The organism is Bradyrhizobium hereditatis, assembly GCF_020329435.1.
Classification (GTDB): domain Bacteria; phylum Pseudomonadota; class Alphaproteobacteria; order Rhizobiales; family Xanthobacteraceae; genus Bradyrhizobium; species Bradyrhizobium hereditatis.
The window spans coordinates 472490-487887 of sequence record NZ_JAGKJK010000003.1 but is presented as its reverse complement, the minus strand read 5'-3'; the positions used below and the strand labels follow the sequence as shown (position 1 = coordinate 487887).

The 15398-nt window shown below is 58.8% G+C and carries 6 protein-coding genes and 4 pseudogenes; 6 read left to right on the top strand and 4 right to left on the bottom strand.

What is annotated here, in order from left to right; translation table 11 throughout:
* Positions 1-648 precede the first annotated feature (648 nt).
* Positions 649-1298 (bottom strand): annotated as a pseudogene (locus J6524_RS10160) (phosphocholine cytidylyltransferase family protein); the annotation flags it as partial.
* A 417-nt stretch (positions 1299-1715) separates the two neighbouring features.
* The gene (aepX, locus tag J6524_RS10155) at positions 1716-2585 is read right to left on the bottom strand and encodes a phosphoenolpyruvate mutase (protein ID WP_225670245.1); all 870 of its coding nucleotides are present in this window, start codon (positions 2583-2585) and stop codon (positions 1716-1718) included.
* 1127 nt (positions 2586-3712) lie between these two features.
* Between aepX and J6524_RS10145 the strand changes: the two genes are divergently transcribed.
* The 3 genes from J6524_RS10145 (at position 3713) to J6524_RS10135 (ending at position 6382) form a co-directional block, all read left to right on the top strand.
* Entirely contained in the window at positions 3713-3907 is a 195-nt protein-coding gene (locus J6524_RS10145) for a hypothetical protein (RefSeq protein ID WP_312002373.1), read from the top strand.
* 284 nt (positions 3908-4191) lie between these two features.
* A complete protein-coding gene (locus tag J6524_RS10140) occupies positions 4192-4914 on the top strand; it encodes a helix-turn-helix transcriptional regulator (protein WP_225670181.1) in 723 nt (240 codons plus the stop codon).
* Positions 4915-5374: 460 nt separating this feature from the next.
* On the top strand, positions 5375-6382 hold the full coding sequence (locus J6524_RS10135) for a cytochrome-c peroxidase (protein WP_225670244.1): 1008 nt from the start codon (positions 5375-5377) through the stop codon (positions 6380-6382).
* Positions 6383-7164: 782 nt separating this feature from the next.
* Here the strand turns inward: J6524_RS10135 and J6524_RS10130 are convergent.
* Complete coding sequence (locus tag J6524_RS10130; protein ID WP_225670180.1) at positions 7165-7860, bottom strand: outer membrane protein; 696 nt, start codon at positions 7858-7860, stop codon at positions 7165-7167.
* A gap of 1963 nt (positions 7861-9823) precedes the next feature.
* Here J6524_RS10130 and J6524_RS10120 point away from each other — a divergent pair.
* Positions 9824-12418, top strand: coding sequence for a caspase family protein (locus tag J6524_RS10120; RefSeq protein ID WP_225670179.1), 2595 nt, complete (start codon positions 9824-9826; stop codon positions 12416-12418).
* A 120-nt stretch (positions 12419-12538) separates the two neighbouring features.
* Here the strand turns inward: J6524_RS10120 and J6524_RS38230 are convergent.
* Positions 12539-12969 (bottom strand): annotated as a pseudogene (locus J6524_RS38230) (BP74-related protein).
* A 157-nt stretch (positions 12970-13126) separates the two neighbouring features.
* On the opposite strand from J6524_RS38230, the pseudogene J6524_RS10105 reads away from it, so the two are divergent.
* Positions 13127-14073 (top strand): annotated as a pseudogene (locus J6524_RS10105) (IS630 family transposase).
* A 93-nt stretch (positions 14074-14166) separates the two neighbouring features.
* Positions 14167-15210, top strand: a pseudogene (locus J6524_RS10100) (IS5 family transposase); the annotation flags it as partial.
* Between the last annotated feature and the right edge of the window lie 188 nt (positions 15211-15398).

Genomic DNA, 15398 nt, shown 5'->3' with positions numbered 1-15398 from the left:
CCGATGGAATAGCTGCTGTAGCGGCTTTGGTCGCTTCCTGCTCCACGCGCTTGCACTGGGCAGCATCTAAAACAATTGCACCGGCCTCCGCACGTTCGAACCCGCAGTATACCGCGATTTTGCGAGCACATCGATCAGCAGACTGGTACACTCTGGCCACGGAGGAAGTCGCTTCCGAGCTTATCCCGGTCGGCGACGTGGCAAGACAAAACTACCCAGCGAGCAACTTAGTCGTCCGTTCTTCAATCGCGGGAACCGTGTCAACCCAGATAGACAAAAATGATCCACTGCGGGTTCATTTCTTTCCGCCGTCGTCTCTATCAGGAGCGCCGCATGATGGCGTTCAAGAGGTGCGGCATCTCGATATCAAGAGTGCGGTGCGGAACGCCCGCAGGGACGCCTTGGAAATTGCAAACACCTTCGTTCCGGCAGGGACGCTTGTTCCGCCGAGGGCGGAACCGCTGGCAACGACGTTGCCGTTCTTGCGCGTGTCATCGAGAAACGCCCTCACGTTCTCGTACTGCTCTCATTCTGCAGCGGCCCGAGCTTCGTGCCTCGCTTGAACCGTCGTCGACGACGATGTTCTTCGCTATCGCGACCAACTCGTTGCAGAGCTCGTCGTAGACGGACTCATGCACATAAGGTCGCTTCCACCAGATAGGCAAGAAGCTCCTCGGTATTGAGTAGCTCCGTAGCCGATGATATCGTCCAGCGCTGGAACGATCGTTGCCCTGAGAGCCCGCGCCGGGATTCGTAGCAGGTTCATCGTCTTGAATAGTCGCGGACCATCGGCGACAAGCGTCGCTGTGGTTTGCTTCATGCGAAAACCTGAGATGAAGCCGCTATTCGACAACAGGGCTGCCGACGCTTCCATCAATTCATTGAAGGAAGTTACTGCAACCACATCGGTCGCCTCTCCGATCATCAGGCGGCGTAGCACATCCTCCTCGAAAAGACGTCGCCGTCGAGAAGAAAGTAGTCTCCGGAAAGAAGCGCGTCTCGCGCCAACCACAGGGAATAGGGCTGCCAGTACGATCGAAGACGGTCGAGTCAACCTACTTGATCTCCAGGTGGCGAAACCGGCTGCCGCAGGCATACTGAATTGCGTCCTTCCGGTAGCCGACGACGATTGTGACCTCTTCCACGCCGACGGCTTCCAGATTACGCCGAGCGTCGTGAAGGATCGAAGTTCCGTTGACTTTGACCAGCGGCTTCGGGCGCAGATTGGTCAGCGGACGCATGCGGGAGCCCAAGCCGGCCGCGAGAATGACGGCCTTGTTGGGAGCATTGGTAGTCATTTCATTCCTTCTATCGTCGCGGGATTTCTCGGCCCGTCGTTTCCAGGCGCTGAAGAGTCGATGAGCAGCCTCTCGCCGCCGCTTATGGTTGCTGCAGCTGCCGGCGTCCTTGGAAATGCAAGCCCCCGGTTCAAAAGGCACAGATCTGGTCCTCGTCGGTCGCTCTCCGAAAGAGAAATGAGTTCGTGGCTGTTCTTCGATGTCTGGCCGTCTAACAGGTGAGCAGATTGAGCCAAGAGACGGCAGGACTGCATGGTTCGGCCGCGTAGGGTCCGTTGCGCCATTTGACGACATGTCCAATATAGCGAGGACAAACAGATACTTCGTTCAAGATTGCAGCGGAGCCTGACGATAGGGCAGGCGGTTGCATGGCAGCAGTCCTTCGACAAGGAGTGTGTTGTTATGGGGATGAGAAAGCTATTGCTGTAGCTCAGGGGGGTGGAGATATCGCGCTTCAGCACGGGCGAGTTCGTCGTACCTCAACAAATCAAATACCTCGTCGAGCGTCGCGATATGTGTCTCAATCCCGGCAATGCCTTCCTCAGCGATAATGCGGCCGCAGACGTGCCGCATCGCCGCTATTGCAGCTCGCATGGAGTGGTTGGCCCAGATCACTGTGGAGATGCCGGCTTCCCGATATTTAGATGCCGGTGTTCGATAGTATTTCGTTGGAACGATTACGACCGGCAGACAGTTCTGCCAGGCACTCGCGAACGAGAGGATCTCGTCCGCGGTGCTCTTACGCGAGTGAATGAGGATCGCGTCGGCTCCCGCGGCCGCGTAGGCGCTAGCGCGTAGAATTGCTTCCTCCATTCCATGGCCGGCGATCAGCGCTTCGATCCGTGCCACGAGGACCAGGTCGTCCGCGACTGTATCTTTCACTGCCCGCAGCCGGCCGGAGAACTCATCGATATCGGCAAGGGCATGCCGATCGCCCACAAACGAGTTCATCTTCGGAAAACAGCTGTCCTCGATCGCGACGCCGGCAGCGCCGCGCTGACGGAGTTTCCGTGCTAGGAGGCGTGCATTATTGAAATTGCCGAAGCCGCTATCGCCGTCAACGAGCACAGGTAGCTCAGTCGAGTCCACTATGCGCTCGACCACGTCGACGATTTGGCTCCACGACGCTTCGTTGGCATCGCGGTAGCCGAGCGAGCAGGCAATAGACAGGCCCGACGCCCACAGACCTTTAAAGCCTGCTCGCTTGGCGATCGTGCCCGAGAGCGCATCATGAGCCTCCATGAGGAAGGTGAGGTCGCGATTGGAGCAGATCTCGGTGCGCAGCATTCCTGTAAGTGAGGAATCGGCCCATCGATCAGGGCCGTTGGCGAGATAAGATTGTGATTGATCTTGCATGCCAATCCTTGCAGGTGCGTTCGACCGGCCGGAGATTCAGGGCGTGTTTCACCCCAGTTTCTTGATCGAGGCAAGCCGCTCGGGCAATCCCGCAGCTCAAGCGATAGGTGGCATCCTTCTGGCATCTCGAGCAATTACTAGCCTTGGTAGTTGACTGGATCGCAAATAGTTGCAAATCCACTATAGATAGAATGCCCTGGGCAGCCGGGGCTAAGACTTACAATCACGAGATGTTCACTCTGAGCGGAAATCAAGAACGCAGGCATCGACAATCGGAAAACCTCACCAACTCAGCACTCCTTGCTCTGCTCGAGGTCAGTTGCGATCCGATGTCTCGACTTGCTCTTGGCGATGTGAACCATCGTCCATGGAAGGCGGCAAGACGCATCCGGGCCGCGCATTCTTGATCTATATCAACTCATGTCGCAGCTAATGCAAACGGCGGCGTCGCATTTCCAACGTGTGTCGCAATTGCTTCGATGGCCGAACGCAAAGTAAGCGATCGCCAGTTCTCTCAATCCTTTGTCTTCACGCCTGATTCTCGCGAGCGCCGCAACTGGTACGAGACTTGCTATTCTCCTCCTAGTGCCCGGAACTTGTGGAGAGCCGCATGCACGATATCGTCTGCATCAAGCAGGTTTCCGACTTCGCGCTGATCCGCGTGCGCCCCGTGGCCAACTCCATGCACCAGCGGGAGCCGGACCATTATCAACCCCCACGGTCTATTCGCGCTTCTAGCAGTGCCGCAGCTAAGCAACGACTTCGGCAGCGAGCTCACCGTCCTCATCATGGGCCTCCAGATGCCGCCGAGTCCTTTAAGGCACTGACCTTCGGCGCCAACGGCGTGTTGCGTCACTCCTCGCGTCTTCGCCAGCGTCGGCACACTGGCGGCCAGAAATCCGCACCATCCGGAAAAGTTGCCACCGGGTTTCGAAAGAGATCATGCATAAACAAGAGACTGAAACCTTGCGTTCTAATCGTGGACACCAACTACGGAGACTGAAACATGTATGTCGAACCCTCACTCTGGCCCAAGCGAAAGCTGGTTGATAACAGCTATGTCATCGATCACGGTCCCGATATCGGGGTGTGCGTGCACAATTGCGTCGCCGCAGCTGCTGTTTCTCGTGAAGGTCGACCCCGCGCGCTGTTACGAGCAGAAGACCAAGGGCGAGGTGGAGATCACACTCGACAGCTGCATCGAATGCGGCGGCTACTGCGTCCTCGGCGAGCCCTCCACCGACATGAGATGAGCTATGCGCGCGACGGTTATGGTGTTCTGTTCGAATTTAGGTGACCGCTGCACCTCCGCTGCTTGCTCGGCGTGCCCGCTGTTTCGATTCACCTGTCTCTTCTGAGCGCCTGATGCGACAGGTCAACGAATTCGGGAATAGCATTTGCCGTAACGCGCAAGTGTTCAGGCTAGATGAAGAGCGGAGCAAGGGCTTCGCTGAGCGGAATAAAACTAGACTCCGCTTAAAACACTCAATCGAACGGCGCAATAGCGGCCCTCTTGGCTGCCCTCGTGAGTCGCCACATGGACTTATTCAGCTTCATCGAGTGCGCGAAGCAAACGCGCTCTATTAAAGCGCTGTTCGATCTTCTTGTGAGCTGTGCGAGCGAGGAGGGCTTCAGTGAAGTCGCTTACGGAGCGCTTACCTTCGCGGAGCCGCCTCATCTACTGGGGTACCTACCGCCTACGGGGACCGTGAACTTCCCGCCAGACTGGTGCCGCCGTTATTTTGAACGCAATTACCGTGTCATCGACCCGGTGGTCAGGCGGACACCAGCGCTTCCGGGGCCGTTTGTTTGGGACGAACTCGCCAAACTGGAACCCGGCGAGAAGCGCGTACTAGACGAGGCCAAAGAGGCAGGTCTGAAGCATGGCATGAGTGTGCCATTGTTGGAGGCATTTGGCCGACTATCTGTGGTATCCTTTGCATCACCGTTCGACGACGCCGATCCTCAATATCGTATGAGTCACCTCAAAACACTGGCCTGGCACTTTCATCTGGCGTTTGCGGAGATCGCGCGGCCGTCGAATAGCAGCTGCAACAGGAAAAATATCCTATCTGAGCGCGAAAAAGACTGCCTGCGCTGGGTGGCAGAGGGAAAATCGTCTTGGGAAACTGGGAGGATCCTGAAGGTCAGCGACAATACAGTCAATTTTCATCTTAAGAACGTGATGCGCAAACTGGTTACGACGAATCGCACCCAGGCCATCGTAAAGGCGATTCGCCTCAATCTCATTGAATCCTAGGCGCGGCGCCAGCGCTGGCAACTGATGCTAACTGACCTGAGCGTGTGGCGTCCGCTCGCAGGTTTCTCGATGGCATGACGATCCAATCTCGTTGAGAATAGACAGCGAGCTGGATGCCGCATCGGTATAATCACAAAAGGCCTGCGCCGTTCGCCCGCGAATAGGCCGCCGCCAGTTCGTGGCTGTCGCATTTCTGGCACCGCACGGCTTCTGTCAGGTTCAAGACATCTAACGTTATCCGCTGGTCGCAATTGCTTTGAAAGTTAAATCAGCAGCTTAGTTTTTGCCGAGCGCCACTGGCACGGCGGTTGCTAGTAGATGCAGCCATCACTCGGGCAAGCGTGAGTGCGTGACATAAACAGGGACGATGCCGTCCTGTTTGGTGCCGATGAGAGGTATTGTGAAAAAGTTAGCGTGGGAGCTTCACCTTGTACGCAAGCTATCCGTTGCGGCCGTTGTAATGTTGGCCTCATCACAGGCTAGCCCCGAAGATGATTGGATGAGAGCTGCTAGGCAGATTTTCAAACCGATTCCCTCGATCATGCCTGCTGTGAAGGACAATCCGGTCACTCACGACAAGGTCGAACTGGGCAAGATGCTGTTCTTCGATCCGCGGCTGTCAGCTAGCGGGATCATCAGCTGCAATAGCTGCCATAATCTTGCTACCGGCGGAGTCGATGCCGGTCCGACCTCGGTCGGGCATGGCTGGCAGCAGGGTCCACGTCGGGCGCCAACTGTCTATAACGCGGTATTCAATCTCGCGCAGTTCTGGGATGGACGTGCCGCAGACCTCAAGGCGCAAGCTAAGGGACCCGTGCAGGCGCGTGTCGAAATGAACGCGACCCCAGATCATGTGCTTGATACGTTGAATTCGATGAGTGACTATGTCGTCATGTTCAAGAAGGCGTTCCCGAACGAGGCGTCGTCGGTCACCTTTGACAACTTCGCGAAGGCGATCGAGGCCTTTGAAGCGACTCTAATTACACCCGCTGCTCCATTCGATCAGTACCTTGAAGGCGATTCGACTGCTCTCAATGATCAGCAGAAGGCAGGATTGAAGCTCTTCATTCAAACGGGGTGCTCCTCTTGTCACAACGGAATCAACGTTGGCGGACAGGATTACTTCCCGTTCGGCGTGATCGAAAGACCGGGAGCAACCCTGCTTCCGGCGTCTGACAAGGGCCGATACGCGGTCACTAAGGCGGCCAGCGACGAGTACGTTTTCCGCGCCGCGCCGTTGCGCAATGTCGCGTTGCGGGCCCCATACTTCCATTCAGGCCAGGTTTGGAGCCTCAAGCAAGCGGTTGGCGTGATGGGTGAAACCCAGCTTGGCATCGAGCTCAGCGATAAGGAAAAGAACGATATTGTTGCGTTTCTGAATTCGCTGACGGGGCAGCTGCCTAAGATTGAGTATCCGAAACTGCCCACGCGTACCGACGCGACGCCGCGGCCCTCTTTAGGCAAATAGCATGGTTCTTCCACCGTAGCGGGCATTGCGCGTTCTTTGTATGCAAAGGAACAAGGCGCTGGCATTCGGTTGTCTGCGACTCATAAAGTCGCAGAGGCGGAGCAGGATGGGAACGGGGACATGAAAGCATTGCCCGATCAGCTTCCCGATGAGGCGCAGCTATGACAAAGCGTCTGCTACAACCAGGTCCAGAAGGCTAAAGACTAAACGCATATGACGGGGCTGTTAACGTAGGCAAACAGTAGCTCAGATTAGGCCTGAATCGTCAAAAGACATAAACGGATTCCTCTTGCCGTGCCTCCGCGTGTCGAACCCAGGGGGGCAAACAAAAGTTGAAGCAAGCGTTCTGCGCAGCCGGCGCTCGCAGAATGCCTAGACGTCGCGCACAAGCATTACCATTCTCTTAACAATCGGATCGTGTGAGCGGGCTGAAGCCGATCCGGCGCTCCCAAACGTGAGATTCGTAAGCTGAACAGTGCGTTGCGGACCTCAGAAATGGAAGTGGGCCTGGGCATGGACGCGCTCTTGACCGGGGGGAGGCTGTCCGGCCGTCTGCGTGCTCATCCTCGATCATGCATCACCACTGTGCCGGACCGTGTCAGATTCGCCTTGCCAGCCTTCGAGCGTTCGAGTTTGGCTGGGTCACCTTGAAAATACTCAACCAATACGGTTTGCAGACAGAATCCTTGCGTAGAACCGGAAAACAGAACGCGGTTAGGTGGCGGTAAAAAAGCCCCGGCCTAAGGGCCGGGGCTTTCATCCGCCGTTTGAAAGCGAAGTGATCAGTATTTGAGAACCGGCGGGCTAAATTTGTAATTGAGCCGCAGGGTCAGGAGATCGAAATCCTGGCGGATGCGATCGGTCGCGACCACTCCAGCGGCCGTGGTGAAGCTCACGTTGGTGTCCGGCATGAACAGGTGGTCGTACTCGACGCCGACCGACCAGTTCGGCGCAAATCCGACCTCCACACCAGCGCCAACCGCTGCGCCCAAGCGCGTATTATCGGTGCTCGCCACCTGCGCGCCGGTCAGGGTTGAGGTGACCTGATAGGTGTTGCTCGTCACCGCAGCACCGCCCTTGGCGTAAAGCAGAACGTTGTTGGAGGTGTACCCGATCAGCCCAGTGATCAGGCCGAACGCGTCGATCGTGCTGCGGTTGGTATTGAGCGGGAAGGTTGTGCTGACATTGGAGCCACTGAAATCAGCCCAGTTGCCCTGACCTTCAAGACCAAACACCGCCTGGCCCATCTGCTGGCGATAGCCGATCTGGCCACCCACCGTGCCACCGGTCACATCGCTGAAGCCCCAACCGCCGTTGATACCGATGTACAAACCGCTCCAGTCGTAGATCGCGGCCGCGACCTGCGGCGGTGGCGGCGGCGCCTTATAGACGGGCTGCGCAGCGAGATCCGCGCCCAATGCCGGTGCGACCGCGCCAAGCGCGAGGATGCTGCAGGTCACAAGCAACAAGTTCTTCATTTCCAGTTTCTTTCCTTTAGATGGCCCCCAGGCCGCGCGTCTTAGCAACGTCATCGGAGATTGCTGTAACGGCAGCGCAACACTCGCTCGAAAGAAACAGCTTGAAGCTCACGCTGCGTTAGGTTGTAGCGTGGAAATTATGATCAAATATGCACAGCGCAAAAATTGATCGCGTATGGGAGAGATGCGCGTCAATGCCATTGGAGAGAGGGGTGTTTGAATCGAAGCTCGCTAACAGTGCACGCGCGTGCAGCGAGAAACTGTATCGGATCGTCTGGCTGAGTGTTGCTTCCACTCTATGACCAGAACGGCCGCATCCGCTCTGAGCATCGTTTGATCAACGGTAGAGGCGACGCCGGCCATCGATTTCATTCACGCAGAGCCGCTTCATCTACGTGATCGGGCCATCTAGGTGTGCGAGAGCGGAATGAATCTGGCCGAAGCAGGAGGAACTCGCACGTTAGTTTCGGTTACCTTTTGTCAGGTGAGATCGGTCTGTCCGATGAGATTTTTCGAATTCTTAATTGCGGGTGAATAAAGAAGATTCCGTGCGACTTGCATTACAACAAACTGACCGGGACGATCGCAGTCGGTTCAAAAAGTCTTGAATACTTGGATCGAAGCCACTCGATACCGGAGGGGCGGCCGGGAAGGGGCGATATGCTCGATACTTCGCAAATACCCTCGGATGGCGGTCCTCCAACAATATACGAGGCAGGCGCATGCCTTGTCGTTCAAATTTCTCGGGAAAGCCGCCGGCTTAAGCGGCGGTGCTCATCTTCGACGGCCGTATGTTGACGCTTCGATCCGCATTCGAGGCCAGTCACGACGGATCATTTTGTTGGGCTTTCTTAATGTGACGGAAAGCCAGCACCAGCACTCTCGGTTCTCGAGGTAACGAAACATGCAAGCGTTTCAATCATGCCCTCCGTCTGAACGCCCGGCCAAATTCGTCTGAAGACAAGCGGTGATATCGGCGGGACGAGGGCGGCGCGACACTCCTGTGAATCCGCTCTGCACGCCGCGATCGAATGACTGATCAATCCGGCAGCGGGCCGCCGCTAGCGGATCGTCATCGATAGCGCGGAGGAGACGAGCTCGATCCGCATGTGGCCGTGCATCGCACCACCGATGATCTTAGCGGCTGAAGAGGTCCGCGATGGCAGCCAGGTACATACAGCCTTCGGCGGTCTGAATGTAGGTGACATCGGTGACGACCCGGTTCGAGGCGGTGATGTTCCCTCGCAATGAACCTTCTGAATCGGTGGGTACAGGCCGCGCCGTACCGGGAACTCGCCCTGGACATCGAGCTCACGCCAATCTGAAGAGGGCTCGATCAGGCAGCGCGATAAACATCTGAAGGGCCTTCGCACACGCCAAAGCTGAGTTCTGTTGCTCAATCCGCCGTGCGTTCCTTCGGCTGCATGTTCGCCACATCGAGATCTACGACAAGGCCGTAACCAGTTTTCCCGGCTGGAGCTGTTACCGAACCTAGGGAGATGCCCAGTGCCGAAGACCTTCGCGCAGAGATATGAAGGACATCCGGTTTCGAACAGAGCGCCTGGGCCGCACGATTGCGCGGGTGCGCTGAAGCTTGGCCAGTCGGACCCGGTCTCTGATCTGGAGCATCGCTATGTCTCTGACCTCTGCGTGGCAGGTGTTTATGGTAGGGACGGTGGGAGGTGTTCTACTTGAACTTTTGCACTGGAGAGGCTTGCTCCGTGAGGGAACGCTACCTTCCTATACTCGGAACCCGTTCTATTGGATCGTCTCCATGCTGTTGGCGCTCGCCGGAGGGCTGATAGCCTGGCTTTACTTCGGGCCCAGAGCGGATGGCATCGTTGCATTACATGTCGGGCTCTCGACGCCGCTCATCCTCCAGAAGCTCACGACGATCTTAGCTCCGATCGGCGCGCACGGCGCCCACCCCAGCGTGGTAGGCTTTTTCAGGTGGTAGAGCGCGATGCGATGCGCTTCGATCAGTATAGGGATCGTCGACTATCAGGACGCCTACTACCGCAGCAGCTCGATGCGGCTCAAATACGCGGTGGAGGATGCGGAAGCATTTCACCGCTACGCGTCCGCTGCTTGGAGCGGGAGCAACCACGTTCACATCGTCCTCCCTAGGGAGGGTGAGCCGACAAGGCGCGGCGTCGAAACGGCTTTCGCGACAATTTCATGCGCCGGCGCATTCGATCTGTTTCTCGTCTACATGTGCGGCCACGGCGAGATCGATGGCTGGTTCTGTCTTGCCGACGCCCATCCAGGCTCCGCGAGCCTGGATGGACCAATGATTGATGCCCTGCTGGGCTCGGTCCGTGCAGCTCGGATCCTCGTGCTGATAGATTGCTGCCACGCAGAATCGATCGCCGCGGGAGCTCGTTTTTTCTCGAATTTGAGCGGTAGCGCTGCCCGTTTGGTGATTGCTTCGTCGCGGGCCGACCAAATTGCTTGGGAGGATGACAAGCTAAGGCGCTCCCTATTCTCTGACGTTCTCATCCGAGCCCTCTCAACGGACTCGGATATAGCCGACAGCATGGGCCTGGTCGATCTCGAGGCGGCTCTCTTGCCGCGACTTCGCGAGCAGGTCCCGCTGAATGCTGCTGCCCTCAAGGCGGGCCAGCGTCAGGAACCCGTTGCAGGTGGGCTGTCGGTGTCCGCCACAAAACTTCCCGTTGTGGCGAGCCGGTCGCTCGGACGCGAACTGTCCGTTGCCGAAACGGTCCGTCGGCGCGTGCGCAGAATTCTCAGTATCGGCGCAGTTGCCGCCGCGGTCACGATCGTGGCGATTGACGGCATGGTCTACCATCTTGCGGTTTCGGGAACGGGCGAAATCCTGGTCCGTCCGGGACTGAGCACGACCTATGTGGCCCTCCCGCTTCACCTCGGGGCTGAAGTCGACACCGGTTTCGTTCTGGCCGACCTGAAACCGACTGCGGATAGTTTTGCCGCCGCGCTCGGCAGGGCCTCCATGCGCGGTCTGATCGGTCACCTCGATTCGCGCGGCCTCAGACCTTGGTTGCGCGATCTGGAGGGCGGCCTCGCGCGCCCGCGGTTCGCGTCCGCGTCGATGATGGCTGCCGGTCAGTCCGCCGCCCTTCGGCCCGACGACGACGCGCCTCCGAGCGATGAAGTGGTTTTCCTGGCCTCACTGTCTGGCGATTCCACGGTGGTGATTGGTGGCCAGGTTTATCCTCTGAATCGGAAACCAGACCTCGACTGCTCCGCCACGCCCGCTAGTGATATGGATTTTAGGATTCTCTCGGCCGAAACGGAGGTCTTCGCCAGGGATGCAACTTGGCTCGCGGCAACCGCGCCATTGGACGCGAACGGGCGTGCGGCCAGTGTGTTCGAACTGAGCCGCATCGCGGCATATCGGTGGGCGCATCAGAAAGATCCGGATCGACGTGCGTCGGAGTTCTCGGCCTATGCTCATGCCCTAGCGAGAATCCTTTCGGACGCCCCGAGCCGCTCTACACTTAAGGACGCGCTAACGTCCGCGCTGGACGCTTTGGACCGTGGTTGGTGCGCAGCCCACGGCCGGCTCGCCGCCGCCCTCCTGATCGAGGACAAGCAGCGACGAGGGCGCATCGAAACCCTGTTTCTGAACGACTTTCGAAGTCTCGCCGAAGCCGATCCTGGTGAACCGGCGAACGCAGGGCAGCAGTTCGCCGCTCTTGCTCTCGCTGAAATGGGGCGGCGAGGTCTGTTGACAGGCCAGACCCTCGAATATTTGGAAACCGTCGGGCGCCGAGAGGGCCTCGACCTGTCGAAGGCATCGCCTGTATCGGAACTGATACGGGCGATCGCGCCAGGTCAGCCGCTAACGCTCGGCCTTGTGACGGCCTTGATCGAGCGGATGACCTCTTCGTCGGGAATGGATGATTTTGCACCGGTTGCCGCATTCGCGGCACTCGCCGCGAACGTAAACCATCTCGACCGGAATTCGGTCGCCGAGATCCGCCGATGGGCTGCCGAACAGGAGAGCGCCCAGCGCACCATGAGCGACTTCCATCGGGGCCTCGGACATCTGGCTGCGCTCGATGGCGCGCTGAGCCCGAGCAGGCTCGCGATCCTCACTGCAAGGCTGTCACCGGCATCGCGGTTTCCACCGCGGGCGAGCAATTATCGTGGTGAGATGGTGATCATCGCCGGTGACGAGGACGCGCTTGGGGCTCTTGGTAGGGCTGCAGCCGTGACCGACTTGCCCGAAGAGGTTGCGCAGCGACTCGCAAATGCCGCTATGGGTCGGCCCGACCTCTCGACCAGGGCAGCAGTCCTTCGCGGTTTGGCGCTCCAGTGGTACCGTGGCGTGAGCGCACCCGCCTTGGACGGAGCCGTGATTGGTCGGCTTGTGCGCGCCCGGCACGATGCGGAGCGCCGCAACTTTGAAGCCGACGTTGCGGCCGCTCGGCTATCGCTGCTGGATGAGAGCCTCCGGCGGCCGGTACTCTCTAGGATTCTCGGGCGGTGGCACGACGAAGCCGAGCCTGAGCTGCGCATCGCGTTGGCCAAGGTGATCGCATGGACTCGAAAGGCCTGCGAGGGTTGCGGTTAACTCCACGACGACACGCATTTGCAAGCGGGCCTACGAATGACTGCCACCGCACTCCGGCTCAGCTTCTGCCAGCCACGTAACCCAGGGCACCGCAAGAAAATGAGGGTGAGGTGGGCCTCATCAATGCACCGGCACTTCGAACTCCAATTCCGAAGACCAGGGACACCAAAACGATTTCGGCAGGAATGCTCCTCCCACCTCGTCAAGATGGGCTTCGACGTACATCACGTTGGCGTCGCAGACCTCGATCTGCAGCTCAAAGGGCTTCACGGTCTCCGGCATCAGATGAAATGCCATTGCGGGTTGTAGACTGCCGGAGATTGATCGATCACGCCTGACACATTTCGCTTTGTCGAGCTCGGGTCGGCCAAGATCGTCCGCATCTCGTCGATGGCCGGCTTTCCGCGGACCTCGAAGATGAAGTGCTTGATCTGTTTGTCCGTTCCGGTTTGGCGGAACGAGAAACGGGCAACGTCGGTCGTCGGCTGCGCGGCAGATTCGGCAACCGTCAGCGCTGCAAGCCACGCGATTGACGCCGCTGGCAGAAGCATTCTCCACATCGCGATTGCCTTTCGTCGAGGAAGTCCTGTAGCCCAAAGGGGAAGGATTCAAACCTAGAGCGGGATGGGTCTAGTTTGAATCGATTGAGGATTCCCAAATCAGGTCGGTTCTGATTCAACATGCTGGCTGGGAAGGAGGCCAGCATGGATGGGGCGAGCCTATTCGGAAGATCTTCGCGAGCGGGTGGTCAGGTCCGTCATCAAGGGCGGCTTGTCGCGGCATCAGGCGGCGGCCCAGTTTGGGGTGGGCGTCAGCACAGCGATCAACTGGGTACGGCGCTTCCGCGAGACCGGCAGCGTCAAGCCGGACCAGATCGGTGGCTATAGGCCAAAGAAGATTGCGGGAGCGCACCGCGAATGGCTGATGCAACGGTGCCGGGAGGCGGATTTTACCGTGCGCGGGCTGGTGGGCGAGCTCACTGAGCGTGGCCTCAAGGTCGATTACCGCACGATGTAGGAGTTCGTCCACGCGGAGAAGCTCAGTTACAAAAAAAGACGCTGATTGCCGCCGAGCAGGACCGTCCCGACGTTGCCCGTCGGCGGGCACAGTGGACCAAGTATCAGGATCGGATCGATCCCTCCCGCCTGGTGTTCATCGATGAGACCTGGACCAAAACCAATATGGCGCCGCTGCAGGGTTGGGCACCGCGCGGCCAACGCATCAAAGCCAAGGTGCCGCACGGCCGCTGGCAAACCATGACCTTCATGGCCGCTTTGCGCCACGATCGCATCACCGCTCCGTGGTTCATCGAGGGCCCGATCAACGGCGAAGCCTTCCAACTCTACATCGAGAAGGTTTTGGTCCCGACCTTGCAGCCCGGCGACATCGTGATCATGGACAATCTCGGCTCGCACAAGTCCACTGCCGTGCGTCGCGCCATCCGTGCCGTCGGCGCCCGGCTCTTCTATCTGCCCAAATACTCGCCCGATCTGAACCCGATCGAGCAGTTCTTCGCCAAGTTCAAACACTGGCTGCGCAAAGCCGCACAGCGAACCACCGAGGCGGTCTACGATGCTATCGCTCCGATCCTCAACACCGTCTCACCGGCCGAATGCGCCAATTACTTCGCCAACGCTGGATATGACCAAACCTAATCTCATCCCGCTCTAGCAGGCCGTTGAAAAAAGGCGCTCGCCGCCGACCGGCGACCGTAATTCATTGGCTCCGACGAGATTCGGAGATGGTGCGTGCGCGGCGGCGACAATCGAACGGGCGAGCTGTTCAGCTACGTCGACCTGGAGGCGCGGGTGCGGCGTAATCATCCGCTACGAGCGATCCGGACGATTGTGAACGAAGCGCTGTCGGCGCTGGAGCGAGAGTTTGCCGCGCTCTATTCGCCAATTGGGCGGCCGTCGATCCCGCCGGAGAAGCTGCTGCGGGCGATGCTGTTGCAGGCGTTTTATTCGATCCGCTCGGAGCGGCTTCTGATGGAGCGACTGGAATACGACCTGCTGTTCCGCTGGTTCGTCGGCATCGGCGTCGACGACGCAGCCTGGGACTATTCGGTGTTCTCGAAGAACCGCGACCGGCTGCTGGAAGGCGACATCGCGGCGAAGTTCCTGGCGGCGATGCTGGCGCAGCCCAGGGTGAAGAGGCTTCTATCGAGTGATCACTTCTCGGTCGATGGCACGCTGATCGAGGCCTGGGCCTCGATGAAGAGTGTCAAGCCGAAGGACGGCTCCGGCGAGCCGCCGGCGCAAGGCGGCGGCTGCAATGCCGATGCGGACTTCCACGGCCAGAAACGCTCGAATGACACCCATGCTTCGACCACCGATCCAGACGCCAGGCTGTATCGCAAGGGCAAAGGCAAGGAGACGAAGCTGTGCTTCATTGGGCACGGGCTGATGGAGAACCGCCACGATCTGCTGGTGGACGCCTGCCTGACGCAAGCCGATGGGCATGCCGAGCGGGTGGCCGCGCTGCACATGATCGAGCCTCGTGCCGACCGGCCGACAGCGATCACGCTTGGCGCCCACAAAGCCTACGATGTGGAAGACTTCGTCAACGAGCTGCGCTCGATGAACGTGACGCCGCATGTGGCACAGAACACCAGCGGCCGTAGCTCTGCGATTGACGGGCGAACGACCCGGCACGGCGGCTATGCCGTCAGCCAGCGCATCCGCAAGCGGATCGAGGAGGCATTCGGCTGGATCAAGACGATTGCGGGGCAAGAGAAGACCCGCTTCCGTGGCCGTGATCGCGTCGCATGGGCCTTTAGCCGCACTGCTTCATGGCAAACTCAAATCGCGAAAAGGCCGCCGAAAACCCGCAAGGTTTTGTCCCATCGCAGACCATTGAGACGTTCGTCGGTTGTCAGCATCGGTCGATGTCCAGGTATTGAAACAGGAACCCCGCCAGATTGGGCTGAAACCCGCCGAAGTGCGGGTTCTCGCAAAGGCCATTGACTTTCTCGCCGAAG